Source organism: Alkalisalibacterium limincola (genome assembly GCF_008017755.1).
Classification (GTDB): domain Bacteria; phylum Pseudomonadota; class Gammaproteobacteria; order Xanthomonadales; family Xanthomonadaceae; genus Alkalisalibacterium; species Alkalisalibacterium limincola.
The window spans coordinates 142,227-166,585 of record NZ_VRTS01000007.1; the positions used below are offsets into that span (position 1 = coordinate 142,227).

Annotated in this window: 18 protein-coding genes and 4 pseudogenes; 7 read left to right on the forward strand and 15 right to left on the reverse strand. The window is 70.1% G+C overall.

Annotated features, from left to right (window positions below):
* Nucleotides 1-60: 60 nt before the first annotated feature.
* From FU658_RS10785 to FU658_RS10795, 3 genes are all read right to left on the reverse strand, one after another.
* Nucleotides 61-2,277: a hybrid sensor histidine kinase/response regulator gene (locus FU658_RS10785; protein ID WP_147892090.1), complete on the reverse strand. Its 2,217-nt coding sequence runs from the start codon at nucleotides 2,275-2,277 to the stop codon at nucleotides 61-63.
* On the reverse strand, nucleotides 2,274-2,540 hold the full coding sequence (locus FU658_RS10790) for a hypothetical protein (protein WP_147892091.1): 267 nt from the start codon (nucleotides 2,538-2,540) through the stop codon (nucleotides 2,274-2,276). Before FU658_RS10790 ends, FU658_RS10785 begins: the two co-directional genes overlap by 4 nt.
* A 108-nt stretch (nucleotides 2,541-2,648) precedes the next feature.
* Nucleotides 2,649-4,778: a GGDEF/EAL domain-containing response regulator gene (locus FU658_RS10795; protein ID WP_187266066.1), complete on the reverse strand. Its 2,130-nt coding sequence runs from the start codon at nucleotides 4,776-4,778 to the stop codon at nucleotides 2,649-2,651.
* 705 nt (nucleotides 4,779-5,483) lie between these two features.
* Here FU658_RS10795 and FU658_RS10800 point away from each other — a divergent pair.
* The 4 genes and pseudogenes from FU658_RS10800 to FU658_RS10815 all read left to right on the forward strand — a co-directional run bounded on the left by FU658_RS10800 (nucleotide 5,484) and on the right by FU658_RS10815 (nucleotide 7,907).
* A complete protein-coding gene (locus FU658_RS10800) occupies nucleotides 5,484-6,221 on the forward strand; it encodes a DUF6776 family protein (protein WP_147892093.1) in 738 nt (245 codons plus the stop codon).
* 3 nt (nucleotides 6,222-6,224) lie between these two features.
* Nucleotides 6,225-6,643 (forward strand): annotated as a pseudogene (locus tag FU658_RS10805) (bactofilin family protein).
* Nucleotides 6,644-6,685: 42 nt separating this feature from the next.
* A complete protein-coding gene (erpA, locus tag FU658_RS10810; RefSeq protein ID WP_147892094.1) occupies nucleotides 6,686-7,045 on the forward strand; it encodes an iron-sulfur cluster insertion protein ErpA in 360 nt (119 codons plus the stop codon).
* A gap of 76 nt (nucleotides 7,046-7,121) precedes the next feature.
* Complete coding sequence (locus FU658_RS10815) at nucleotides 7,122-7,907, forward strand: hypothetical protein (protein WP_255505550.1); 786 nt, start codon at nucleotides 7,122-7,124, stop codon at nucleotides 7,905-7,907.
* A gap of 91 nt (nucleotides 7,908-7,998) precedes the next feature.
* On the opposite strand, the gene FU658_RS10820 is transcribed toward FU658_RS10815, so the two are convergent.
* From FU658_RS10820 to cutA, 12 genes and pseudogenes are all read right to left on the reverse strand, one after another.
* Nucleotides 7,999-9,882, reverse strand: a complete 1,884-nt coding sequence (locus FU658_RS10820) for an MFS transporter (protein WP_147892095.1) — start codon at nucleotides 9,880-9,882, stop codon at nucleotides 7,999-8,001.
* 61 nt (nucleotides 9,883-9,943) lie between these two features.
* Entirely contained in the window at nucleotides 9,944-11,218 is a 1,275-nt protein-coding gene (purD, locus tag FU658_RS10825) for a phosphoribosylamine--glycine ligase (protein WP_147892096.1), read from the reverse strand.
* A 36-nt stretch (nucleotides 11,219-11,254) separates the two neighbouring features.
* Nucleotides 11,255-12,825 (reverse strand): annotated as a pseudogene (gene purH / locus FU658_RS10830) (bifunctional phosphoribosylaminoimidazolecarboxamide formyltransferase/IMP cyclohydrolase).
* Between the two features lie 102 nt (nucleotides 12,826-12,927).
* Nucleotides 12,928-13,248 (reverse strand): helix-turn-helix domain-containing protein, encoded by a 321-nt coding sequence (locus FU658_RS10835; protein ID WP_147892097.1) that lies wholly within the window; start codon nucleotides 13,246-13,248, stop codon nucleotides 12,928-12,930.
* Between the two features lie 189 nt (nucleotides 13,249-13,437).
* Nucleotides 13,438-13,881, reverse strand: a complete 444-nt coding sequence (locus tag FU658_RS10840; protein ID WP_147892098.1) for a DUF3426 domain-containing protein — start codon at nucleotides 13,879-13,881, stop codon at nucleotides 13,438-13,440.
* Between the two features lie 156 nt (nucleotides 13,882-14,037).
* The gene (prmA, locus tag FU658_RS10845) at nucleotides 14,038-14,955 is read right to left on the reverse strand and encodes a 50S ribosomal protein L11 methyltransferase (RefSeq protein WP_147892099.1); all 918 of its coding nucleotides are present in this window, start codon (nucleotides 14,953-14,955) and stop codon (nucleotides 14,038-14,040) included.
* Complete coding sequence (gene accC / locus FU658_RS10850) at nucleotides 14,955-16,322, reverse strand: acetyl-CoA carboxylase biotin carboxylase subunit (protein ID WP_147892100.1); 1,368 nt, start codon at nucleotides 16,320-16,322, stop codon at nucleotides 14,955-14,957. Before accC ends, prmA begins: the two co-directional genes overlap by 1 nt.
* Before the next feature lie 11 nt (nucleotides 16,323-16,333).
* Entirely contained in the window at nucleotides 16,334-16,828 is a 495-nt protein-coding gene (gene accB / locus FU658_RS10855) for an acetyl-CoA carboxylase biotin carboxyl carrier protein (protein WP_147892101.1), read from the reverse strand.
* A 51-nt stretch (nucleotides 16,829-16,879) separates the two neighbouring features.
* Nucleotides 16,880-17,320 (reverse strand): type II 3-dehydroquinate dehydratase, encoded by a 441-nt coding sequence (aroQ, locus tag FU658_RS10860; RefSeq protein WP_147892102.1) that lies wholly within the window; start codon nucleotides 17,318-17,320, stop codon nucleotides 16,880-16,882.
* Nucleotides 17,321-17,420: 100 nt separating this feature from the next.
* Entirely contained in the window at nucleotides 17,421-17,849 is a 429-nt protein-coding gene (locus tag FU658_RS10865; RefSeq protein ID WP_147892103.1) for a TlpA family protein disulfide reductase, read from the reverse strand.
* 120 nt (nucleotides 17,850-17,969) lie between these two features.
* Nucleotides 17,970-20,164, reverse strand: a pseudogene (locus tag FU658_RS10870) (protein-disulfide reductase DsbD family protein).
* A gap of 44 nt (nucleotides 20,165-20,208) precedes the next feature.
* A complete protein-coding gene (gene cutA, locus FU658_RS10875; protein WP_147892104.1) occupies nucleotides 20,209-20,559 on the reverse strand; it encodes a divalent-cation tolerance protein CutA in 351 nt (116 codons plus the stop codon).
* A 107-nt stretch (nucleotides 20,560-20,666) separates the two neighbouring features.
* Between cutA and FU658_RS10880 the strand changes: the two genes are divergently transcribed.
* From FU658_RS10880 to groL, 3 genes and pseudogenes are all read left to right on the forward strand, one after another.
* On the forward strand, nucleotides 20,667-22,028 hold the full coding sequence (locus tag FU658_RS10880) for a putative 2OG-Fe(II) oxygenase (protein WP_187266067.1): 1,362 nt from the start codon (nucleotides 20,667-20,669) through the stop codon (nucleotides 22,026-22,028).
* Nucleotides 22,029-22,250: 222 nt separating this feature from the next.
* Nucleotides 22,251-22,538 (forward strand): co-chaperone GroES, encoded by a 288-nt coding sequence (groES, locus tag FU658_RS10885; RefSeq protein WP_147892106.1) that lies wholly within the window; start codon nucleotides 22,251-22,253, stop codon nucleotides 22,536-22,538.
* Nucleotides 22,539-22,651: 113 nt separating this feature from the next.
* Nucleotides 22,652-24,291, forward strand: a pseudogene (gene groL / locus FU658_RS10890) (chaperonin GroEL).
* The last annotated feature ends 68 nt before the right edge of the window (nucleotides 24,292-24,359 follow it).

Sequence of the window (24,359 nt, forward strand, 5' to 3'; positions counted from 1 at the left end):
TGCGTCGGGCCTCCGACAGCAGTGCACGCAGTTCCTTTTCCACCCGTCCGAAGGAGTCCTTCAGGCGGGCGATAGCCTGCGGGCCTGTTCGGGGAAGGCATGGCGGCGGGCGGCCAGTTCGATCTCGCGCGCCATCGAGGCCATCGCCAGCGCGCCGAGGTTGGCGCTACTCGACTTCAGTGCGTGGGCCGGCGCGACGACGTTGTCCCAGTCCAGCGCCTCGGCCGCGGCCTCCATGCGTGCGATCTGCTTCGGCGCGTCTTCGAGGAACAGGCTGAGCAGAAGGAAGAACTGCTCGCCCATCATCTCCTGCAGGTCCTCGACCACGGCGCGCACCACCGCCGGCTGGTGACGGGGCAGGATCGGGGGCGAATCCTTGGCGGGCGCCGCCGGTGCCGCGGGCTCGTCGGGCTCGTCGGACGCGCTTGCCGGCGACGGGAGCGGGGCGGGCCGGCGATCGCCCTCGTTCCAGACCGGGTGGATGGCCGGCGACGGGCCCGGCGCGGGCGGCGGCTCCGGGTGGGCATCCTCGCGCATCGGTGCGGGCACCGGCGAGGGGCGCTGTGCGTCGGCAACGGGGGGCGCGTCCGGCAGCGCGTCGGGGTGCACGGACTGCGCGTCGGCATATCCGTGCGCGTGCGCACCGGTGTCCGGGATGTGCTGCGGTGTCGCCTGCGGGTCGTCGATCCACTGCTCCAGCATGGCCAGCAACTGTTGCTTGGTGACGGGCTTGGCCAGGTAGTCGTCCATGCCGGCGGACACGCACTTCTGCCGGTCGCCGGCCATCGCGTTGGCGGTCATCGCGATGATCGGCAGGTGGTGACCGTCGTCGCGCTCGGCCTCGTGCGCGCGCCAGGCGCGGGTGGCGGCATAGCCGTCGAGCACCGGCATCTGGCAGTCCATCAGCACGGCGTCGTAGCGGCCGGTGCGCATCTTCTCCAGCGCTTCGTCGCCGTTGGTGGCCGTGTCGCAGTCCAGGCCCAGCAGGTCGATGAGCCGCTGTGCTACCAGCAGGTTCACCGGGTTGTCCTCCACCAGCAGCACCTGGCCCGAGAGCCGGGTCTTGCGTGCGCCGGGCAGGGCTTCCGGCGGCGGCGGGCCGTCGAACGGCGTCGCTGATTCGGGGATGCCCGGGCCGGCCACGGCGGGGCCATCCCCGCCGGTGGCCTCGTTGAGCAGCGTCTTCATCCGCACGCGCAGCTCGCCATCGCTGACGGTGCGCGGCAGCGACCAGGCGTGGCCATCCTCCTCGAGCTCCTGCGGCATGGTCTCCTGCCCGCGCAGGTACAGCAGCGGCAGCGGGCGGTCGAGCGGCAGGCGGCGCACGTTGCGGTGCAGCGCCACGGTGGTCGAGGGAATCGACTGCAGGTCGGCGATGAGCAGGTCGAACACCCAGTTGGGCCCGCGCGCGAGTGCCGCGCGCAGGTGGTTCATCGCCTCCTGGGTGCTGGCAACCAGGTGCGCCTCGAAGCCGACGTGGGGCAGGATCAGCTTCATCCTGCGGCGCAGCGCGTCGTCGGTGGTCAACACCAGGGCACGACCGCCGCGCATGTCCGGGCCGCCTTCCTCGACTTCGCCCAGGGCCTTGAGCAGGGGCACCTCGAACCAGAACAGCGAGCCCCGGCCGGGTTCGGATTCCAGGCCGATGCGGCCATGCATGAGGTCGACGATGCGCCGGCTGATCGCCAGGCCCAGGCCGGTGCCGCCGTAGATGCGGGTGGTCGAGGCATCGGCCTGCGAGAACGCCTCGAACAGCTTGGCCTGCTCGGCGTGGCTGATGCCGATGCCGGTGTCCTGGACTTCGAAGCGCAGCTGGTGATGGGTGCCGGTGCGGCCCATCTGGCGCACGGCGACGCTGATGGTGCCGCGCTCGGTGAACTTCACCGCGTTCGACACCAGGTTGGTGAGCACCTGGCGCAGCCGGGTCGGGTCGCCGCGAACGGCCAGGCGCACCTGCGGGTCGATGTCCAGGCGCAGCTTCAGGCCCTTGTTCTCGGCCGGGCGCTCCATCAGGCGGATGACCGAGCCCAGCACGTCCTTGAGGTTGAGGCTGACGGTTTCGAGTTCGAGCTTGTTCGCTTCGAGCTTGGAATAGTCGAGGATGTCGTCGACGATCCGCAGCAGGGCGCGCGCCGAGCCGAACGCGGTGCGCAGCATCTCGCGCTGGTCGGCCTTGAGTTCCGAGGAGGACAGCAGGTCGAGCATCGGGATGATGCCGTTGAGCGGCGTGCGGATCTCGTGGCTCATCGTGGCCAGGAACTCGCCCTTGGCCATCATCGCCGCTCGGCCACCTGCTTGGCCTCGGTGAGTTCCGCCTCCAGCCGCTTGTGGGTTTCGAGTTCCCGCTTCAGCGCATCGTAGGCGGCCTGCTTGGCGGCGCTGTCGACGGCGTACACGGAGGCCTCGGCGGCCAGCTGGGCGGCGCGGCGGTGGTTTGCCCGGCCCATTCCGGCGATCGCCACGGCCGCCAGCAGGGCCAGGATCAGGGTGACGCTGGCCCAGGGGCCGGCGACCTGGAAATGGTCGATGGCCGCGACCACGGCCGCGCGCCGGCGGCGGCCAGGGCGATCCAGCGGATGGCGGTAGTGTCGGGTGTCTTGCTGGCCACGCGTGCTCCCCGGCGCGCTGGTGACTCCAGGACCGTGCCGTTACAGCACGGCGGACTGGAAATCGAAGGTGGTGGCGGCATCGGCGCGCTGCACCAGGTTCCCCTGGATGAAATCGATTCCGCTCATCCACAAGGTGGCGGCAGACTGGGCATCTTCGACCCGGTGTCCGATCACCTGCAGGTTGTGGCGGTGGGCCTCGTCGATCAGCACGCGCAGTTCGTCCCGCACGTCCTGTGCCGAGTTCGCCTCAAGGTATTTCGAGCCCAGTTTCACATAAGCCAGCGGCAGGCGCTCGAGCAGGGTCCGGGTCTGCTCGCCCAGCTCGAAGCGGGCCAGGCACAGGCCCACGCCGGCGTCGGAAAGGGTGTGGCACAGCGCATCGATCGACTGCTGGTGCACCACCACGTCGTCGGCGCGCAGCTCCAGGACCAGCGCGCTGCCGGGCACGCCGGCGGCCGCGAGCCGGTCGACCAGCCAGGCGGCCTGGCCGTCTTCACGCAGCGTGTCGATGGCCTGCGGGACGAACAGGCGGGTCTGGCGGTTGGCGTGGGCGGCGTCGCGCAGCATCTCCAGCGCGGTGTCCACCACCCAGCGGTCGACCGCCAGCATCAGGTTCGCGCGCATCGCCACCGGGATCAGCTCGCCGGCGGGCATCAGGCGACCGTCGGGCTCGCGCATGCGCAGCAGTGTCTGGTACTGGGCGTCATCGCCGCCCTGCACGGCCACGATCGGCTGGAACACCAGTTCGAAGCCCTGGCCGTCGATGCCGTCGCGGATGCGCTGCAGCAGCGCCGCCTCGCGTGCCGCGTCGGGGTTCTGCTCGGGCTGGAAGACCTCCACGCCGCGCTCGCTGCCGCGCGCCTTGCGGCAGCAGCGCTCGGCGGCGTTGAGCAGTTCGCCGGCATCGTCGAATTCGTGCGCCAGGCTGGCCGCGCCGACCGAGAAGCGCAGTCGCAGCGGGCGGTCGTTGGCCTCGAAGGCGTAGGCGCTCAGCGCGTGGCGCACCGCCTGCCCGGTCTGCAGCAGCGCGTCGTCGGTTCCGTCCGGGGCCAGCGCCAGGAAGCTGGCGTCGCCGAAGCGGCAGATCAGCGCCTTTGGGCCCAGCCGGGTCTCGATGACGATGGCGGCCTGCGACAGCAACTGCTCCAGCGTGGACAGGCCGAGGCGATCGCGCAGCTGGGCGCCGCCTTCGACCTCCAGGAACAGCATGCCGCCGGCGTTGGCCGGCTGCGTGCGCGCCGCCTCCAGCCGCGACTGGGCCTGTGCCATCAGGTTGCCCCTGTCGGTCAGGCCGGTGGTTGGTGCGCCCGGGGCCGGTGCGGGGATCGTGCCGGTGTGCTCGCGCTGTGCCAGGGCCCGCGCGCGGCGCACGCGGTTCTGCACCGCCGAGATCAGGTGCCGCGGGCGCACCGGCTTGGCGATGAAGTCGTCACCGCCGGCGTCGAGCGCCTCGAACTGCACGTCCTGGTCGGCTTCGCCGGACAGGAACACGATCGGCAGGTTCAGGAAGCGCTCGTCGTCACGGATCAGCGAGGTCAGCTCCATCCCGTTGCAGCCGGGCATGTGCAGGTCCATCAGCACCATGTCGGGGGCGAAACGCTCCAGCGCCGGCAGCACGTCGAAGGGGTCGTCGACGACCTCGGTCTCCATGCTGGCGTTGCGCAGGATGCTCTCGGCGAACAGCGCCTGGGAGGCGTCGTCCTCGACGATCAGCACCCGGAACGGCGACTCCGAGGAGGGCGCGAGCAGCGCGCGCAGGGCCTCGAGCACCGGTTCGACGCCGGGCGGGTCGATGAGCAGCGAATCCACGCCGGCCCGGCGCGCGGACAGGCGGGTGGTGAGCTCGTCGACCTCGACGATCGCGGCCAGCGGGATGCGCACGCCGGTGCGCTGGCGGGTGGCGCGCAGTACCGCGCCGATCTCCTCCAGGCCCTCCACGAAGGCGGCGTCGATGACCACCAGGTTCGGCGGCAACGCGGCCAGGAGCTCCTGAAGCTCCTCGGCATCGGCCAGCACCTCGATCTCCCAGCCGGCACCCTCCATGGCCTGGTCGATCTCGCAGCCCAGGCCGGAGCCGTCGGTGAGGTGGTAGACGCGCGGCGTGTCGACGGGCTCGGCCGCGGCGCGATTGCCGTTGTCGGAGGGGGGGGGTGGCCGGTGGCGCGGCATCGCCGCCGTCGCCCGCGGGACCGTCCTCGGCGGGGCCGGGGTTCGATGGGGCGGTCTGTGCACGGGGCGGGGCATCGTCCGCCGCGTCCATCGCGTCGCCCGGATCGGCCGGCTCCAGCACCGCCTGTGCGTGGGCCTTGGGCGCACGTGGCACAAGCGGCTGCGCCGGGGGGGCATCGCCGGCCCAGCGCCGCCAGTAGCTGCTGGGGGGTGATTCGATGCGGTTGGCGTCGCCGATGGCCGGGGTGCCGAGCAATTCGGGTCCGGCCTCGGGGGTGGCCTGGGCCAGGCGCTCGGCCGCCTGCGCCAGGGCCTCGCTGTCCCCGTCGTCGGGCAGGCGCGGGGTGCCGACGCAGGGGCCTGTGACCGCACGGATGGCTTCCAGGTCGCCAGCAGGCTGGCCTCCAGCCCATGCTGGCCCCCCAGCTCGCCCAGGCGACGTGCGTCCTGGTCGAGCAGGCACAATCCGTTGATATCCCATCCGTGGGCGCGCAAGGCGTCGATGCGCCGGCCGACCAGGCCCAACTGGGCGGGCAGGGCACGACGGAACGCATCGTGGCCATGCGATGGGACCTGCATCGGACCGTCAGCCATGAAACCCCCCCCTGGACATTCCTCGCATTATGCGTGCCAGCGGGCGTAGTGTCAGCGCACCCCCCTTTTTTGGTTGACGTCCATTGGTACGGGGGCTATACCGGCGGCCTGATGTCCTCTTCCAACCACAATCGACGTTTCATCATCGTTCCGGCCCGGCGCCAGCTCCGCGCGATCTCGATCGGGCTGGTGGCGCTGTGGATCATCAGCCTGCTGCTGGTGGCGTGGTGGTCGGCACGCCGCGCCGCGCCGGAGCTCTCACAGCTGCGTGAGACGCACCGCGCCGAGTTCGAGGAACTCCAGGCCGCGCGCACGGAGCTGTCCGCGCTGCGCCAGCGCGTCGCCACGCTGTCGCGCAGCGACGAGATCAGTCGCCGCGCCAACGTGGAGCTGCAGCAGGGCCTGACCGAGCGCGAGGAGGAGATCGCCCAGCTGCGCGCGGACGTGGCCTTCTATGAACGCCTGGTCGGAAGCACCGGCGAGCGGCGTGGCCTGAGCGTGCACAGCGTGCGCATGCAGCCGGGCGGCGAGGGCGTGTGGGACTACTCGGTGACGGTGACGCAGAACCTCAATCGTGGTGCGATGACCAGCGGCACGATGCGGCTGCAGGTGGAGGGTGTCCGCAACGGCCGGCTGGTGACGCTGGGCTGGGACGAACTGGCACCGTCGGGCGGCGAGGCAGCGGCGTTTTCGTTCCGCTATTTCCAGCAGCTCGAGGGCAGCGTACTGTTGCCGGGAGACTTCGCACCGCAGCGGGTTCGTGTGGAACTGCGTTCGGATGCGGGCAATGCACAGCAGGCCTTCCCCTGGGAGGCCACGATCGTTTCGGCTACGGCCGTCGGGGAGTAAGTGATGTTTGGCAATGACAAGGGGCGCGGATCCAAGCCCAGTGGTTCTTCCATGGACACCCTGATCGGACCCCACGTGGTGATCCGGGGTGACGTCCATTTCAGTGGCGGCCTGTACATCGAGGGCAAGGTGCACGGTTCGGTTGTCGCCGATGACGACTCCGACGCGGTGCTGACCGTGTCGGAGAACGGTGTCATCGAGGGCGAGGTGCGCGCACCGGTGGTGGTCGTGAGCGGCCAGCTGCTGGGCGACGTCACGCGCGCGAGCGCATCGAGCTGGCGGCCAAGGCGCGCGTGGAGGGCAACATCTACTACCGCGTGGTGGAAATGGCCGCCGGGGCGATGATCACCGGCCGCCTGATCCATGGCGAGGCTCCGCCGAAGCAGCTCTCGGGCCCGAAGAAGCTGGCCGAGGCGTCCTGAGGCGCACTTGACCCGGGGGCCTCGCGCCCCCATACAGGCTCCATGGAAACCAGCCCGAACTACCAGCAGATCGACGCGCCCCTGGCCTTCACGCCGGCGGCCGCCACGAAAGTGCGCCGCCTGATCTCCGAGGAGGGCAACGAGGCGCTGAAGCTGCGCGTGTACATTTCCGGCGGTGGCTGCTCGGGCTTCCAGTACGGCTTCGAGTTCGACGAAGAGCAGGCCGGGGACGACGTGGCGGTCGTGACCGACGGCGTCACCCTGCTGGTCGACCCGCTGAGCCTGCAGTACCTGATGGGCGCCGAGGTCGACTACACCGAGTCGCTGACCGGTGCGCAGTTCGTGATCCGCAATCCGAACGCGAAGACCACCTGCGGCTGCGGCAGCTCCTTCGCGGTCTGAGCCGCGGCCGCAAGCCGCAGGCTTCCCCGTCATTCCGGGCTATCATCGGCGCGTTCCCAAACGCGTCCGGTAGCCCATGTCCGCCACACTGCTCGCCGTCGTCATCGCGCTCGTACTCGGTCACACCTGGCAGGGCGTGAGGCAGCTGCGCAACGTCGACTGGTACCTGGCGTGGAACGACTGGCTGCTGCAGCACCGCAGCCGCGGCGCGGGTTGGACGTTCGCGCTGGTGCTGCTGCCGCCGCTGGTGCTGGTGGCCCTGGTGCAGGCGTGGCTGGGCCTGCTGCTGTTCGGCCTGCCCGCCTTCCTCTTCGCGCTGCTGGTGCTGCTCTACAGCTGGGGCCCGGGCGACCTGGACGGAGACGTCGAGGCGGCGATCGATGCAGAGGACCCGGTCGCGCGCGAGGCGGCGCTGGCGCGCCTGGGCGTCGCCGCGCCGGCCGGTGTGGGCGAGCCAGCGAAGCTGGTCGATGCGGTGTTCCAGGGCGCGTTGCGTCGCTGGTTCGGGGTGCTGTTCTGGTTCCTGGTGCTGGGCCCGGTGGGTGCGCTGGCCTACCGCCTGCTCGTGGTGAGCGCCGAAGGGCCCGCGCGCGTGTTCCTGGAAGGGCGCGAGCATGATGTCGCGGCCACCGTGTTGCGCGTGGCCGATTGGCCGGTGGCGCAGCTGATGACGCTGGGCCTGGCGCTGGCGGGCAACTTCGACCGGGTGCTGGCCACCTGGCGCGACTGGCACGCCGGCGGCGCCAGCCTGGATCCGGGCTTCGTGCTGGCCGCGGGCCGCGCCTGCGTGGACGCGCAGGTGGACGAGGAGCCGCTGGAGATGCTCGACGATGGCGTGCGACCGACTTCGCGCCCGGCGTGAACGCCCTGCGCGACGCGATGAGCCTGGTGTGGCGCATCCTGCTGCTGTGGCTGGCCGTGCTGGCGCTGTTCGTGCTGGCCGGCTTCGTCAACTAGGCCGCGTCGCCGCGCAGTCCACGCACGCGCGCCTCCAGCGTCGCGGCGGTCACCTCCGAAGGCGACATCGGTTCGTCGGCCACCAGTTCCACGCGTGCACGGAAGCGGCGCGGCAGGCGCATGCGGCCCACGCCGCTGCCACGCCGGCTCCACATGCTTTCCCACATGCCACGCAGAGCCATCGGCACCACCGGCACCGGTCGTGCGGCGATGATGCGCTCGATGCCGCTGCGGAACGCGGCGATCTCGCCGTCGCGCGTGAGTGCGCCTTCGGGGAACAGGCCGATGAGTTCGCCGTTCGCCAGGGCGGCTTCGATCTCGGCGAACGCGCGCTCCATCAGCTCCGGGTCTTCCTTCGCCGGTGCGATTGGGATGCAGCGCGCGGTGCGGAAGATCCAGCTCATCACCGGGATCTTGAAGATGCGGTGGTACATGACGAAGCGCACCGGCCGCTTCACGCAGCCCATGACGATCAGCGCGTCCATGTAGCTCACGTGGTTGCACACCACCACCGCCGGGCCCTCGTCGGGCACGCGGTCGGTGCCCTGCACGCGGATGCGGTACAGCGCGCTGACCAGCAGCCAGCTGATGAAGCGCATGAGGAACTCGGGCACCAGCGAGAAGATGTAGGTGGCCACCAGCGCATTGAGGATGGCGGTGACCAGCAGCACCTGCGGAATCGTCAGACCGGCGGCGAACAGCACCAGCGCCAGCACCGCGGCGGTCACCATGAACACCGCATTGAGGATGTTGTTCGCGGCGATGATCCGGCTGAGGCGATCACGTGGTGCGCGGGTCTGGATCAGCGACAGCAGCGGCACGATGTAGAAGCCGCCAAACAGGCCGATCAGCAGCAGGTCGGCGACGATGCGCAGGCTGCCCGGCGCGCGCAGGAACTCCATCGCGGTCAGCCCGGTCACGGTGGCTGCCTCGGGGCGGGCGAAGTAAAGGTCCAGTCCGAACACGGTCAGGCCGATCGCGCCCAGCGGCACCAGGCCGATTTCGACCCGGCGCCCGGACAGCTTCTCGCACAGCATCGAGCCCAGGCCGATGCCGATCGAAAACAGCGCCAGCACCAGCGGCGCCACCTGCGCGCCGCCGCCGAGGTATTCGCGCGTGTAGTTGGGCAGCTGGGCCAGGAACATCGAACCGAAGAACCAGAACCAGCTCACGCCCAGCACCGAGTTGAGCACCGCGCGGTTGCCGCGCAGGAAGCCGAGGATGCGCACCGTCTCGGTGAACGGGTTCCAGTTGAGCTTGAGGTCGGGATTGGACGCCGGTGCGAGCGGGATGTGCCGCGAGGCCAGGTAGCCGGACACTGCGATGACGAGGACCGCCACCGACACCCACGTCGTGCCCAGGCCCGGGTGCGCCATCAGCGCGCCGCCCAGCAGCGTGCCCAGCAGGATCATCAGGAAGGTGCCGCCGCTGACCAGGCCGTTGCCACCGACCAGTTCCTCGGGCTTGAGCTGCTGCGGCAGGATCGAATACTTGATCGGCCCGAACAATGCGCTTTGCGTGCCCATCAGGAACAGCACGCCGACCAGCACCGGCAGCGACTTGAAGTAGAAACCGATCGCCGCCGCGCACATGATCGCGATCTCGAGCAGCTTGATGTAGCGGATCGAACGCGACTTCTCGAACTTCTCCGCCCACTGCCCGGCATTCGCCGAGAACAGGAAGAAGGGCAGGATGAACAGGCCGGCGGCGACATTCGACCAGGTGTTGATCTGCTGGCTCGACAGCCCCGCCACGCCGAAGGCGATCAGGATGACCAGCGCATTGCGGAACACGTTGTCGTTGAATGCGCCCAGCGCCTGGGTCGCGAAGAACGGCGCGAAGCGGCGCTTGGACAGCAGCGAGAACTGGTTGTCGGCCATGCGGCGGGCTCTGGGAAGGCTGCCGGCAGCCTAGCAGAGCCCGGTGGCCGCGCGGCGGCGCTTACTTCAGGGCGCGCCAGCCGATGTCGCTGCGGTGGAATTCGCCGTCCCAGCGGATCTTCGCCGCCAGCGCGTACGCACGCTGCTGGGCCTGGCGGATGTCCTCGCCCAGCGCGCAGGCGCACAGCACGCGGCCGCCGGCGGTCACCACCTGGCCATCGACGTCCTTCGTGCCAGCGTGGAACACCTTCGCGTCCTCGGCCACCGCGGCATCCAGGCCGCTGATCGCATCGCCGCTGCGCGGCGTGCCGGGATAGTTGTGCGCGGCCATGACCACGCCGAGGCTGGGGCGCGGGTCCCACTGCGCCACCTGGCCGGCCAGCGTGCCATCGACCGCGGCCTCGACGAGCTCGACCAGGTCCGAGACCAGCCGCAGCATGACAGGCTGCGTCTCCGGATCGCCGAAGCGCACGTTGTACTCGATGACCTTGGGTGCACCGTCGCGATCGATCATCAGGCCGGCATAGAGGAAGCCGGTGAAGGCGATGCCGTCGGCGGCCATGCCGGCCACGGTCGGGTGCACGACTTCACGCAGGATCCGCTCGTGGATCTCCCGGGTCACCACCGGTGCCGGCGAATAGGCGCCCATGCCGCCGGTGTTCGGCCCGGTGTCGCCGTCGCCGACGCGCTTGTGGTCCTGGCTGGTGGCCATCGGCAGGGCGGTGGTGCCATCGACGATCGAGATGAAGCTGGCCTCCTCGCCGTCGAGGAACTCCTCGATGACCACGCGCGCACCGGCCGAGCCGAACGCGTTGCCGGCCAGCATGTCGCGCACCGCCGCCTCGGCCTCGTCCAGGGTCATCGCCACGATCACGCCTTTTCCGGCGGCCAGGCCATCGGCCTTGATGACGATCGGCGCGCCCTTCTCGGCGATATGCGCCAGCGCGGGGTCGAGCTCGGTGAAGACCGCGTAGTGCGCGGTGGGAATGCCGTGCCGGGCCATGAAGTCCTTGGCGAAGGCCTTGGAACCCTCCAGCTGGGCGGCGGCCGCGCTGGGCCCGAAGATGCGCAGGCCGGCCTTGCGGAAGCGGTCGACCACGCCGGCGACCAGCGGGGCCTCGGGGCCGACCACGGTCAGGCCCACGTCCTCGCCCTGGGCCAGCGCCAGCAGGTTGCCGATGTCGGTGGCCGGTACGGCGACGTTGCGGCACTTGGGCTCGCGCGCGGTGCCGGCATTGCCGGGGGCCACGAGGACTTCATCCACGCGTGGCGACTGGGCGAGCTTCCAGGCCAGCGCATGTTCGCGGCCGCCGTTGCCGATGACGAGGACTTTCATGGGAACTCCCTGTGTGTGCCGGGCCCGGGTGCGGGATCAGTGGCGGAAGTGGCGGATGCCGGTGAACACCATCGCCATGCCGTGTTCGTCGGCGGCGGCGATGACTTCCTTGTCGCGCATCGAGCCACCCGGCTGGATGACTGCCTTGATGCCGGCCGCAGCCGCGGCGTCGATGCCGTCGCGGAACGGGAAGAACGCGTCCGAGGCCATTGCCGAACCGGGCACGACCAGGCCGGCCTCCTCGGCCTTGATGCCGGCGATCTTCGCGCTGACCACGCGGCTCATCTGGCCGGCACCCACGCCGACGGTGTAGCCGTCGCGCGCATAGACGATGGCGTTGGACTTCACGTACTTCGCCACGCGCCAGGCGAACAGCAGGTCGGCCAGCTCGGCCGCGCTCGGTGCGCGCTGGCTGACGACCTTGAGCTCCTCGGCACCGACCTCGCGGATGTCGGCGGTCTGCATCAGCAGGCCGGAGCCGACGCGCTTGATGTCGAAGTTGTTGCGCCCCTCGCCGTCGGGAATCTCCAGCACGCGCACGTTGGCCTTCTTCGCCGAAAGCGCCAGGGCGTCGGCATCGATGGCCGGCGCGACGATGACCTCGACGAACTGGCGCTCGATGATCGCCTGCATCGTGGCGGCGTCGAGCGGCCGGTTGAACGCGATGATGCCGCCGAAGGCGGAGGTCGGGTCGGTGGCGTAGGCGCGGTCGTAGGCCTCGCCGAGGCCGTCCGCCTCGGCGACGCCGCAGGGGTTGGCATGCTTGACGATGACGCAGGCCGGGCGCTGGAACTGGCGCACGCATTCCCAGGCCGCATCGGTGTCGGCGAGGTTGTTGAAGCTCAGTTCCTTGCCCTGGTGCTGGCGCAGCGTGGCCAGCGTGCCCGGCACCGGGTACAGGTCGCGGTAGAACGCGGCCGACTGGTGCGGGTTTTCGCCGTAGCGCAGGTCCATGACCTTGATGAAGTTGGAATGCTGCTGCACCGGGAACAGGCCACGCTCGCCGTCGGCGGAGAGGCTGCCGAGGTAGTTGCCGATGGCCGCGTCGTACTGTGCGACGCGATTGAACGCCGCCACGGACAGCTTGAAGCGGGTCTCGGCACCCAGCGTGCCGTCATGCGCGTCGAGCTCGGCGAGCAGGGCGTCGTACTGCGCCGGGTCGTCGCGACCGCGACCCGGGCGAAGTTCTTCGCCGCCGCGCGCAGCATCGCCGGGCCACCGATGTCGATGTTCTCGACCGCCTCGTCCATCGTGCAGTCGGGCCTGGCGGTGACGTGCTCGAACGGATACAGGTTGAGCACCAGCAGGTCGATCGCCTCGATGCCGTGCTCGGCCATGACCGCATCGTCGGTGCCGGCGCGGCCCAGCAGTCCGCCGTGCACCTTCGGGTGCAGCGTCTTGACCCGCCCGTCCATGATCTCCGGGAAGCCGGTGACCTCGCTCACGTCGGTGACCTCCAGGCCCGACTCGCGGATCGCGCGGGCGGTGCCGCCGGTGGACAGCAGCGCAACGCCCCGAGCGGCCAGCGCACGCGCCAGCTCGACCAGGCCGGTCTTGTCGGAAACGGAGAGCAGCGCCCGGCGGACGGGCAGGCGGGAATCGGACATCGTGTGGGGCCCAGCGGCTGGAGGGAGCCGCGAATTATAACGGGCCGGGCGGTCCGGGGTCGGCGCGCGGCATGCGCCGGGGTGCGCAACGGCGTCGAGGCGTCAGCCCAGGCCGTACAGGCGCAGCTTCTTGCGCAGCGTCGCGCGGTTGATGCCCAGCGCGGCGGCGGCGCGGCTCTGGTTGCCCCCGTAGTGGCGCATCACCTCGGCGAACAGCGGCGATTCGACTTCGCGCAGCACCACGTCGTACAGGTCGTCGGGCGCGCAGTCGTCGAGGTCGGAAAGGTAGCGGCGCACGGCACCGGTGACGCACTCGCGCAGGGAAACGGCGTTCTTGGCCGTGGCCGGATCACTGGTCACGGCACACGTATCCGTGGCGGAAGATGCATCGAGTGTCACGCGTTCTCTACTCCGGCGGTGCATGAAGCATGTGTCGTGCGGCTCCCCAGCCGCGACGTCGACGCAGTACCCGGATCCATCCGGGGGTCGACGAGGGAGGGGGAGTTTAACCCCCGCGTCGATCGACTTGCCACCTTGCGCGCAAGCGCTTGAGAACAGGCTGGAAAAAATCGCGCCAGTGCCGGCCACCCCGGTGCCTGCCTGTGCGGGCGTTCAGTGGAAGTCGAACGCAAAGGCGACCGCGGCGCGGTCACCCTCGATGACTTCCAGCGCCAGGCGCGCCGATTGGCCCGCCTCGACCAGCGCTTCGGGCGGCATGCCGCCCAGGTAGTCCTCGGCGTGGAAGTGGCGCAGGCCGACGACGCGGCCATCGAGGTCGGACAGGGTCAGCGCGACGACCGGCCAGGGTTGCGCGAACGCGGCGTCGTTGCGGAACGTGGCGGTGATCAGAAGCGCCCCGTCGACCGACGGGTGCGGACGCACGTCGCGTGCGGTGATCGTGAATGCCGAGGGCTCGTGCCAGGCCGGCAGCGTGCAGCCCAGCCAGCCGCAGGCGCGCTCCACGCCCGGGCGCCACTGCGCCTGCATCGCCAGCGCATCGCGCTCCACCCAAAGCCACTGCATCGCCGCCAGCACGGCCAGGCCCAGCGCGGCCAACCACCAGCCGGCGCGCCCGATGGGCCGGCTGGGCCTTGCGCACGAAGCCGGGTGCCGGCGCGGCCTGGAACAGGTCGCCCTGTTCGCTGGAAGGATCGCTGGGCTCGTTCATGCGTTGCAGTCTAGCCGCAGCTTCGCGCAGCGGGGCAGTGCCCCTCAGTCGCGCCGACGGCCGTCGATGCGCACCCAGTCCTCGAGACGGGTCACCTGGAGTTCGTCGAACCACTCGCCATAGCGCTCCACCAGGTCGGGCGCCTGGTCGGGCAGGATTCCCGACAGCGCGATGCGGCCACCGGGCGCCACGCGCGCGGCGATGCGGGCAGCCAGTGCGTCGAGTGCCGAGGCGAGGATGTTCGCCAGCACCACCGGGTACTGGCGCTCGGGCGCGTCGTCGGGCAGGAAGGCCGAGAGCCGGTCGTCCACGGCGTTGCGCTGCGCGTTGTCGGTGGTGGCGGTGATCGCCTGCGGATCATTGTCGATGCCGGTGGCGCTGCGCGCACCGAGCTTGAGCGCGGCCAGCGCGAGGATGCCGGAGCCGCAGCCGTAGTCGAGCACGTCGATGCCCTCGAGCGCGCCCTGCGCGGCCAGCGTGTCCAGCCACTGCAGGCACAGCGCGGTGGTGGGGTGCGTGCCCGAGCCGAAGGCCAGGCCCGGGTCGAGGCGGATGATCGCCGCGTCGTCGCCGGCCTCGGCCGGCAGCTCATGGTTCCAGGGCACGATCCAGGTGCGCGCACCGAAGCGCATCGGCTGGAACTGGTCGAGCCACGCGCGTTCCCAGTCCTGGTCCTCGACCTCGCGGAAGCTGGCGTTGGACAGGTCGAGTCCGTCGTCGAAGGATTCGAGCATCGACAGCACGCGCTCGGCGTCGCTGCCGGCGTCGAACAGCGCGGTCAGCACCACCTCCGGCCAGATCGGGGTCTCGCCCACGCCGGGCTCCAGGATCGCCCGCTCGTCGGGCGTGTCCGCGTCGGCGTCCAACGAGGTGACGCTCAGCGCACCGATGTCCTCGAGCGCGGCTTCGTAACGCGGCTGCTCGCGGCCGGGACAGCGCAGGCTCAGTTCCAGGAACGGCATCAGCTCAGTCCGATCACCTTGGACTTGCGCTCGTTGAGCCGCTTCTCCAGGTAGTGGATGTTGCAGCCGCCCTTCTGGAAGCCGGGGTCGGCCATGATGCGCAGCTGCAGCGGCACGTTGGTCTTGATGCCGTCGACCACCATCTCGCCCAGCGCGGTGCGCATGCGGGCGATCGCCTGCTCGCGGTCGGCGCCGTGCACGATCAGCTTGCCGATCATCGAGTCGTAGTTCGACGGCACGCGGTAGCCTTCGTAGATGTGCGTGTCGACGCGCACGCCGGGGCCGCCCGGGGCGTGGAAGTGCTTGATCAGGCCGGGGCAGGGCATGAACGACTCCGGGTCCTCGGCATTGATGCGGCACTCGATCGCGTGCCCGCGCAGGACGATGTCCTCCTGCTTGATCGACAGCGGGTGCCCGGCGGCGATGAGCAGCTGCTCGCGCACCAGGTCCACGCCGGTGACCATCTCGGTGACCGGATGCTCGACCTGGATGCGGGTGTTCATTTCGATGAAGTAGAAGCGGCCGTCCTCGAACAGGAACTCGAAGGTGCCGGCGCCGCGGTAGCCGATGCGGATGCACGCATCGACGCAGACCTTGCCGATCTCGTTGCGCATCTCCTCGCTGATGCCCGGCGCGGGGGCTTCCTCGACCACCTTCTGGTGGCGGCGCTGCATCGAGCAGTCGCGCTCGCCGAGGTGGATCGCGTTGCCCTGGCCGTCGGCCAGCACCTGGATCTCCACGTGGCGCGGGTTCTCCAGGAACTTCTCCATGTAGACCATGTCGTTGCCGAACGCGGCCTTGGCCTCGGCCTTGGTCGTGGAGATCGCGCTGACCAGGGTGTCCGCACCGTGCACCACGCGCATGCCACGGCCACCACCACCGCCGGCGGCCTTGACGATGACCGGGTAGCCGATCTCCCCGGCGATGCGCAGGTTGGTGTCGGCATCCTCGCCCAGCGGACCGCCGGAACCGGGCACGCAGGGCACGCCGGCGGCCTTCATCGCCTTGATCGCCTCGACCTTGTCGCCCATCAGCCGGATCGTCTCGGCGCGCGGGCCGATGAAGATGAAGCCGGACTGCTCGACACGCTCGGCGAAGTCGGCGTTCTCGCTCAGGAAGCCGTAGCCGGGGTGGATGGCCTGCGCGTCGGTGACCTCGGCCGCGGCGATGATGGCCGGGATGTCGAGGTAGCTGCGGTTCGACGGCGGCGGCCCGATGCACACCGACTCGTCGGCCATGGCGACGTGCTTGAGGTTGCGGTCGACGGTGGAGTGCACCGCGACCGTCTGGATGCCCAGTGCGTGGCAGGCGCGCAGGATGCGCAGCGCGATTTCGCCGCGGTTGGCGATGACGACCTTCTCGAGCATGGGAATTGCCTTCAGCTGATGACGAACATGGGTTCGTCGAACTCGACCGGCTGGCCGTTCTCGACCAGGATCGCGCTGACGGTGCCCGAGACCTCGGCCTCGATCGGATTGAACATCTTCATCGCCTCGATGACGCCCAGCGTGTCGCCGGCCTTGACCTGCTGGCCGACCTTCACGAACGGCGGCGACTCCGGGTTCGGAGCGGCGTAGTAGGTGCCGACCATCGGCGAGCGCAGCACTTCACCGTCTGGCAGTTCGCGGCCGGAGGACTTGCCGCCGGACTCGCCGCCACCGGTGCTGCTGCTGGAGGCCTGGGGCGCGCTGGCGCTCGGGGCCGGCGCCGGGGCGCGATGCGGCTCCATGTGCACATGGGTCACCGGCGCGGCCGGCACGTTGCCGGTCAGGCGCGAGAGGCGAACCGACTCTTCGCCTTCCTTGATCTCGATCTCGGAGAGGTTGGACTCCTCGAGCAGGTCGATGAGCTTCTTGATTTTCCTGAGGTCCATATCGGGCTCTGCAGTGATGGCCGCGCCGGGGCGCGACGGTGGACGGAAGGGTCAGTGGGCCAGGTGCCGCAGGGCGGCATCGAGGCCGGCGTAATAGCTGTGCGCGCCGAAGCCGGCGACCACGCCCTCGGCCAGGTCGCTGAAGTAGCTGTGCTGGCGGAACGGTTCGCGGCGGTGCGGGTTGGACAGGTGCACTTCGATGAAGGGCAGGCCGGTGGCGGCCAGCGCGTCGCGGATCGCGACCGAGGTGTGGGTGAAGGCGGCCGGGTTGATCAGCACGAAGGCGGTGCCGTCGGTGCGGGCGGCCTGGATGCGGTCGACCAGCACGTGCTCGGCATTGGACTGCAGCGACTCGACCTGGTGGCCGGCCTGCTCGGCCTGCTGCGCCAGCGCGCTGTCGATCTCGGCCAGCGTGGTGCGGCCATAGATTTCGGGCTCGCGCGAGCCAAGCAGGTTGAGGTTGGGTCCGTGCAGGACGAGGATCTGCGCCATGGGGCCTCCGGAAGCGGCCACAGTGTCAGCGATCCCCCCGACCTTGTCCAGATAGACGGACGTTCGCGGGAGTTGCCGGCGATTTAAGCGAATGTTTGAATTATTGGGCGGCCTCGGCCCAGCCCTGCAGCTCGCGGCGGGTGAACACGCCGAGCTTTTCGCGCAGCACCCGGCCCTCGGCGTCGAGCAGCACCGAGTAGGGCAGCACGCCGCGGCTGTTTCCCAGCTGCACCGAGCTGTCGGTGGGGCCGGGCTGGTCCATCAGGATCGGGTAGGCCACCGGCACCTGGGCCAGGAAGTCCTGCACCGGTTCGAGGTCGTCGAGTGCGATGCCCAGCACTTGCACGCCGTCCGTTCCCTGTTCGCGGGCGAACTCGTCGAGCAGCGGCATCTCTTCGATGCACGGCCCGCACCACGAGGCCCAGAAGTTCACCAGCACCGGCTGTCCCTGCCACTCCGACAGCGCCCGCGGCCGGCCCTCGAGGTCGGGCAGTTCGATGGCGGGTGCGAGGTCGCCCTCGCGGGCCACCTCCAGCCCGCGCGGCGCCGGCTGCTCGGGGGGGCAGCATCGCGCGCTGCCCGAGCTTCATGCCGGCATAGCCCGCCACCGCGGCCACGGCCAGCAGCCCCAGGATCGGCAGGACCCGGTTCACCGGCCCGCCTCCTGCAGTGCCGTGCGCACACCACCCATGCTCAGCACCGTCGGCAGCGTGCGCGGCTCGCCGCCGTTGCCGGGGTAGACCACGTACAGCGGCACGCCGACCGCATTGTGCGATTCCAGGAAGGCGGTGATCTCGGGATCGACATTGGTCCAGTCACCGACCATGTACACGCCGTTGACCGCGTCGAGGGCGCTGCGGAATTCGCTGCTGGCCAGCACCCGGCGCTCGTTGGCCTTGCAGGTGACGCACCAGTCGGCGGTCATGTTGATGAAGACCGGGCGGCCCTCCTCGCGCAGCGCGGCGAGCCGTTGCGCGGAGTAGGCGACGCGATCGCCGCTGATCGCGGCCGCGTCCGCGCCGGCCGCCGGCGCCTCGAGGTCCTTGAGCATCCACACCGGGATGAAGGCCGCCAGCAGCACCGCGATCGCCAGCACCCTGCCCAGGCGGCCGTCGTGGAAGCGGCGCCGCTCCATCCACCACAGGCCGGCGGCCAGCACCACCGCACCCAGCAGCAGCAGGCCGACCGCGTCGCGCCGCGCTGGTTGGCCAGCACCCACACCAGCCACACCGCCACCAGGTACATCGGGAAGGCCAGCAGTTGCTTGAAGCCGTCCATCCATGCGCCGGGTCGGGGCAGGCGTGCCGCCAGTGCCGGGATGAAGCCGATCAGCAGGAACGGCAGGGCCAGGCCCAGGCCCAGCGCCAGGAACACGCCCAGTGCCAGCGCCGGCGGCGCGGCGAACGCGAACGCCAGCGCTGCGCCCATGAACGGCGCCGTGCACGGGCTGGCGACCAGCACCGCCAGCACGCCGGTGAAGAAGTCGCCGGCGATGCCGGGCTTCTCGGTCAGGCCGTGGCCGACGCCGGCCAGGCGGCCACCGATCGAGAACACGCCCGACAGGTTCAGGCCGATGGCCAGCATCAGGTAGGCCAGCAGCGCGATGACGATGGGCTGCTGCAGCTGGAAGCCCCAGCCCAGGGCCAGGCCGGCCGCACGCAGGCCCAGCACCAGCAGGCCGATCACGCCGAAGCTCACCAGCACGCCGGCGGTGTACCAGATCGCGCTGCGGCGGGCGTGCGCATGGCTGTGCCCGCCGCTGGCCAGGCTCAGGGCCTTCAGCGACAGGATCGGCAGCACGCAGGGCATCAGGTTGAGCAACACGCCACCGCCCAGCGCCAGCAGCAGTGCCAGCCACAGCGTGGTGCCGCTGCCGCGCGTGGCAGCGTCGATGGCCGTCGCGGTGCCGCCGGCCGGCAGGTCGATGGTGAAGACGCGCTGCATCGGCGGATAGCAGATGCCGCCGTCCTGGCAACCCTGGATGCCCAGCTGCAGCGTGATCGCGGTGGCCTCGGTGTGGCTGCGCAGCAGCTTCACCGGCACGTCGATCTGCTCGAAGTACACCGCCGACTCGCCGAAGAACTCGTCCTCGTGCTGCACCGCCTCCGGCCAACGCACCTCGGCCACGGTGACGCGACCGCGCTCGGCGTCGATCGCGAAGGTGGTGTTGTCGCGGTAGAGGTAGTAGCCCGGGGCCGGCGTGAGCCGCAGCAGCAGCCCCTCCGGGCCGTCGGCGATCGCTTCGGCACGGAACGCGCGCGCTTCCGGCAGGGGCAGCGCGTCGGTCTGGCCGGGGCCGGCGAAGCCGCCGAACAGGTCGCCGCCGCCACCGCCGCCCAGGCCGAGATCGAACTCGCCGGTGCGCGGCGGTGCGGCCGGCGACGCCGTGGTGGGTGCGGCGGCGGCCGGGGCCGCCGCGATCACCAGGGTCTGGCGGTGGGGCGGGTAGCAGATGCCGATGTCGGCGCAACCCTGGTAGGTGACCTCCAGGGTGACTTCGCGCGCGCCTGCATCAAGCCGCCCGGGCAGGGAGGCTGCGAGCACCTGGCGGTAGGTTTCCACGTCGCCGAAGAACTCGTCGGTGTAGGCCTCGCCCGGCGGGAGCTCCAGCTCGCCACTGGCCTGGAAGCCCTGCACGTCGAGCACGCGGATGCGGTGGCGGTAGAGGTAGTAGCCCTCGGCGATGGCCCAGCGCAGGTCGATGCGCTCCCCGTCCACCACGCGGGCGTCCAGCGCGAACGCCTCCTCGATGGGCAGCAGGTCGGACTGGTCGATCGCCAGCGCGGGGCGAGGCAGCAGGGCCAGGGCGCACAGGGCCAGCAGGGCGAGCAGGGCGCCGGCGATCGACCCGGGTCGGGCTCCGGGGTGGCTACGGGCAACGGGTGGATTCAAACCGGTGGATCCTTTGGCGTGGCCGCTGGCGGGGTCGTGGTTTCGCTGGCGACCCATTCGAGGTAACCGGGCAGGCCGGCGACGATTTCGACAGCGATGATCTCGGGAAGTTCGTACGGGTGCGCCTCGCGCAGCAGCTCGCGCAGTGCCGGCCAGGCCGCCTGCGTCGTCTTGAGCAGCAGCACGACTTCGTCGGCCGTCTCGATCTCGCCTTCCCAGCGGTAGGTCGACACGGCACCCGGCAGGGCCGTGGCACACGCGGCCAGGCGGGCCTGGACCGCACTCTTCGCGAGGCGCGTGGCGGTGTCGGAATCGGGGCAGCTGCAGTGGACGAGGTAGGCGGGCATCGGGCGTGGGGTCCTGCGCGGTGCGGCTTGTCTGGCGGCGGCGCCGCGCCCAAGATGAAGGCCTGTCCAGCCTGCGAGCGCCACACCGGATGCACACACAGCCACTCTTGGAACAGGCCCGCCAGGCTCGTCGGGCCGGCGCGCTGTCCGCGGCGGAGGCATGTTACCGCGAATACCTGCGGCACCGCTGCGAGGACGACGAGGTGTTGCAGGAGCTGGCCGGGGTGCTGTTCGACATGCAGCGCGTGGGCGAGGCGGAGGCGACGATCGAGCAGGCGCTGGCGCTGCGGCCGGATGCACCCGACCTGTTGTTCAACCGCGCCATGGTGCGCCGCGCGCTGGATCGGCCCGAGCTGGCCCTGGCCGACCTCGACGCGGTGGTCGCCGCGGTGCCGTGGCAGGGAGCGGCGCGGCTGCATCGCGGCGTTCTGCGTTCCGACCTCGGGCGCCTGCAGGAGGCGCTGGAGGATTTCGAGCACCTGCAGCGCGAGGAGCCGCAGCGGCTGGAGGGACATTTCAATGCGGGCCTGGCGCTCACGCGCCTGGACCGTCACGGCGAGGCGATCGCCAGCCTGCAGCGGGCGCGCGCGATCGCGCCGAGATCGGTGCCGGTGCTGCGCGGCCTGGGCAATGCACTGCGCGAGGGCGGTCGGGCGGCGGAGGGGCTGGAGGTGCTGCGCGAGTGCGTGGCGCTGGACGCCAACGATGCCGCCAGCCTCGGCGACCTCGGCATGTGCCAGTTGGCCGCCGGGCAGCCGGGCGAATCCGTGCAAAGCTTCCAGCGCGCGCTGGCGCTGGACCCGCGCGACCAGACCGCGCTGGCCGGCTGGTACCTGGCCAGCAACGACGCCGGTGCGAGCGAACAGGCGCGGCTGCTGTTCGACCCGGCCCTGATCGGCCACGGCCAGCTGGTCCCGGAAGATCCGGACGCATTGCGCGCCGCGGTGCTCGACCATCCGCAACTGCGCTGGGAGCCGACCGGCAAGACCACCCGCAAGGGGGAGCAGACCGCTTTCCTGGACCTGTCGCCGGGCTCGCCGTTCGCCGGCCACGGCGCGCAGGTGGCGAAGGCGGTGGCGCAACGCATCCAGGCCCTGCTCGACGACCCGACCCTGTCGGCGCATCCGTGGATGAAGGGGCGGCTGTCGCGCTGGCGCCTGCGCATGTGGGCCACCGTGCTGCGCGAGGGCGGGCACCAGGCCCCGCACATCCACCCCTCGGGCTGGATGAGCGGTGTGTTCTACCTCGACGATGGCGACGCCGACCCGCAGGCGGGGCAGGGCGGCACGATCGTGTTCGGCCGCGGTCCCGACGAGCTGGCCCTGCAGGCACCGCCGCTGGAGTGGTCGCACCAGCCCGCCACCGGCGAGCTGCTGCTGTTCCCGTCCTACTTCCACCACCACACGCTGCCCTTCGCCGGTCGCGGCGTGCGCATCAGCCTGGCCTTCGACGTGGTGCCGCGCGGCTGAGTCCGTCCGTCGGGCGCAGGCACCGGGGCGCCCGCTGCCCTGTCCCTGGGTCGCCGTTCGCCGCGTTGGCCCCCCTTGAATTCGTTCGCCCTGCCTCCATTGAAGGGCCAGTCGCCGGCTTCCGGATCGGACTGTCGGCGCGCTAAAATTGGCACTCAACGGGGTGGAGTGCTAACAGAGCACCCCGGAATCCAATCAATTCAAATGTTTAGAGGGTTACGCATGAACATCAAGCCGCTGCACGACCGTGTCGTCATCAAGCGCATGGAAGAAGAAAAGGTCTCCGCCGGTGGCATCGTGATCCCGGACTCGGCCACCGAGAAGCCGATCCGTGGCGAAGTGGTTGCCGTGGGCACGGGCAAGGCCCTGGACAACGGCCAGACCCGCGAGCTGCAGGTCAAGGTCGGCGACAAGGTGCTGTTCGGCAAGTATTCCGGCACCGAAGTGAAGATCGACGGCACCGAGTACCTGGTGGTCCGCGAGGACGACCTGTTCGCGGTCATCGCCTGATCCATCCCTGATCGGCCAGGGCGGCGAGGCAGCCGCGGCACCGGCTCTCCCCGGTCCGCAGGCGCCCGACCGCCGCCCGGCACCCCCACATCCAATTCCTGAGGTGATTCAACATGGCAGCAAAAGAAGTCCGTTTCGGTGAAGATGCCCGCGCCCGCATGGTCAAGGGCGTCAACATCCTCGCCAACGCCGTCAAGGTGACCCTGGGCCCGAAGGGCCGCAATGTCGTGCTCGAGAAGAGCTTCGGCGCCCCGACGATCACCAAGGACGGCGTGTCCGTCGCCAAGGAGATCGAGCTGTCCGACAAGTTCGAGAACATGGGCGCGCAGATGGTCAAGGAAGTCGCTTCCAAGACCTCCGACACCGCCGGCGACGGCACCACCACCGCCACCGTGCTGGCGCAGGCGATGATCCGCGAGGGCATGAAGGCGGTGGCCGCCGGCATGAACCCGATGGACCTCAAGCGCGGCATCGACAAGGCCGTCATCGAGGCCGTCGGCCAGCTCAAGGGCCTGTCCAAGCCGGTCACCGACTCCAAGGCGATTGCCCAGGTCGGCGCGATCTCGGCCAACTCCGATTCCAACATCGGTGACCTCATCGCCCAGGCGATGGACAAGGTCGGCAAGGAAGGCGTCATCACGGTCGAGGAAGGCTCGGGCCTGGACAACGAGCTCGACGTCGTCGAGGGCATGCAGTTCGACCGCGGCTACCTGAGCCCGTACTTCATCAACAACCAGCAGTCGATGCAGGCCGAGCTCGACGACCCGTACATCCTCCTGTACGACAAGAAGATCTCCAACGTGCGTGACCTGCTGCCGCTGCTCGAGGGCGTGGCCAAGGCCGGCAAGCCGCTGCTGATCGTGTCCGAGGACGTCGAGGGCGAGGCGCTGGCCACGCTGGTGGTCAACACCATCCGCGGCATCGTCAAGGTCTGTGCCGTCAAGGCGCCGGGCTTCGGCGACCGTCGCAAGGCGATGCTCGAGGACATGGCGATCCTGACCGGCGGCACGGTGATTTCCGAGGAAGTCGGCCTGCAGCTCGAGAAGGCGACCGTCAACGACCTGGGCCGTGCGAAGAAGGTGCAGGTCTCCAAGGAGAACACCACCATCATCGACGGCGCCGGCGAGTCCAGCGGCATCGAGGCGCGCATCAAGCAGATCAAGGCGCAGATCGAGGAGACCTCCTCGGACTACGACCGCGAGAAGCTGCAGGAGCGCGTGGCCAAGCTGGCCGGCGGCGTGGCCGTCATCAAGGTCGTGCCAGCACCGAGATCGAGATGAAGGAAAAGAAGGCACGCGTCGAAGACGCGCTGCACGCCACCCGTGCCGCGGTCGAGGAAGGCGTGGTTCCGGGCGGTGGCGTGGCCCTGATCCGTGCGCTGACCGCGATGGGCGAGCTCAAGGGTGCCAACGAGGACCAGAACCACGGCATCACCATCGCCCTGCGCGCGATGGAGGCCCCGCTGCGCGAGATCGTCATCAACGCCGGTGAAGAGGCGTCGGTGATCCTCAACCAGGTCAAGGAAGGCAAGGGCAACTACGGCTACAACGCCGCCAACGGTGAGTACGGCGACATGGTCGAGTTCGGCATCCTGGACCCGACCAAGGTGACCCGCTCGGCGCTGCAGAACGCAGCCTCGATCGCCGGCCTGATCATCACCACCGAGGCGATGGTGGCCGAGCTGCCGAAGAAGGACGAGCCGGCGATGCCGGGCGGCGGTGGCATGGGCGGCATGGGCGGCATGGACTTCTAAGTCCCGCCTATCCCGCGACACCGTGAAACGAAAGGGCCCCGCAGCGATGCGGGGCCTTTTTCGTTATG

What these genes read in the sequence shown, in the direction of transcription:
- FU658_RS10785 (WP_147892090.1), bottom strand. Translation starts at nt 2,277, where the DNA reads ATGATGGCCAAGGGCGAGTTCCTGGCCACGATGAGCCACGAGATCCGC.
- FU658_RS10795 (WP_187266066.1), bottom strand. Translation starts at nt 4,778, where the DNA reads ATGCCGCGCCACCGGCCACCCCCCCCCTCCGACAACGGCAATCGCGCC.
- FU658_RS10800 (WP_147892093.1), top strand. Translation starts at nt 5,484, where the DNA reads ATGTCCTCTTCCAACCACAATCGACGTTTCATCATCGTTCCGGCCCGG.
- erpA (WP_147892094.1), top strand. Translation starts at nt 6,686, where the DNA reads ATGGAAACCAGCCCGAACTACCAGCAGATCGACGCGCCCCTGGCCTTC.
- FU658_RS10815 (WP_255505550.1), top strand. Translation starts at nt 7,122, where the DNA reads ATGTCCGCCACACTGCTCGCCGTCGTCATCGCGCTCGTACTCGGTCAC.
- FU658_RS10820 (WP_147892095.1), bottom strand. Translation starts at nt 9,882, where the DNA reads ATGGCCGACAACCAGTTCTCGCTGCTGTCCAAGCGCCGCTTCGCGCCG.
- purD (WP_147892096.1), bottom strand. Translation starts at nt 11,218, where the DNA reads ATGAAAGTCCTCGTCATCGGCAACGGCGGCCGCGAACATGCGCTGGCC.
- FU658_RS10835 (WP_147892097.1), bottom strand. Translation starts at nt 13,248, where the DNA reads ATGCACCGCCGGAGTAGAGAACGCGTGACACTCGATGCATCTTCCGCC.
- prmA (WP_147892099.1), bottom strand. Translation starts at nt 14,955, where the DNA reads ATGCCGTTCCTGGAACTGAGCCTGCGCTGTCCCGGCCGCGAGCAGCCG.
- accC (WP_147892100.1), bottom strand. Translation starts at nt 16,322, where the DNA reads ATGCTCGAGAAGGTCGTCATCGCCAACCGCGGCGAAATCGCGCTGCGC.
- accB (WP_147892101.1), bottom strand. Translation starts at nt 16,828, where the DNA reads ATGGACCTCAGGAAAATCAAGAAGCTCATCGACCTGCTCGAGGAGTCC.
- aroQ (WP_147892102.1), bottom strand. Translation starts at nt 17,320, where the DNA reads ATGGCGCAGATCCTCGTCCTGCACGGACCCAACCTCAACCTGCTTGGC.
- cutA (WP_147892104.1), bottom strand. Translation starts at nt 20,559, where the DNA reads ATGCCCGCCTACCTCGTCCACTGCAGCTGCCCCGATTCCGACACCGCC.
- groES (WP_147892106.1), top strand. Translation starts at nt 22,251, where the DNA reads ATGAACATCAAGCCGCTGCACGACCGTGTCGTCATCAAGCGCATGGAA.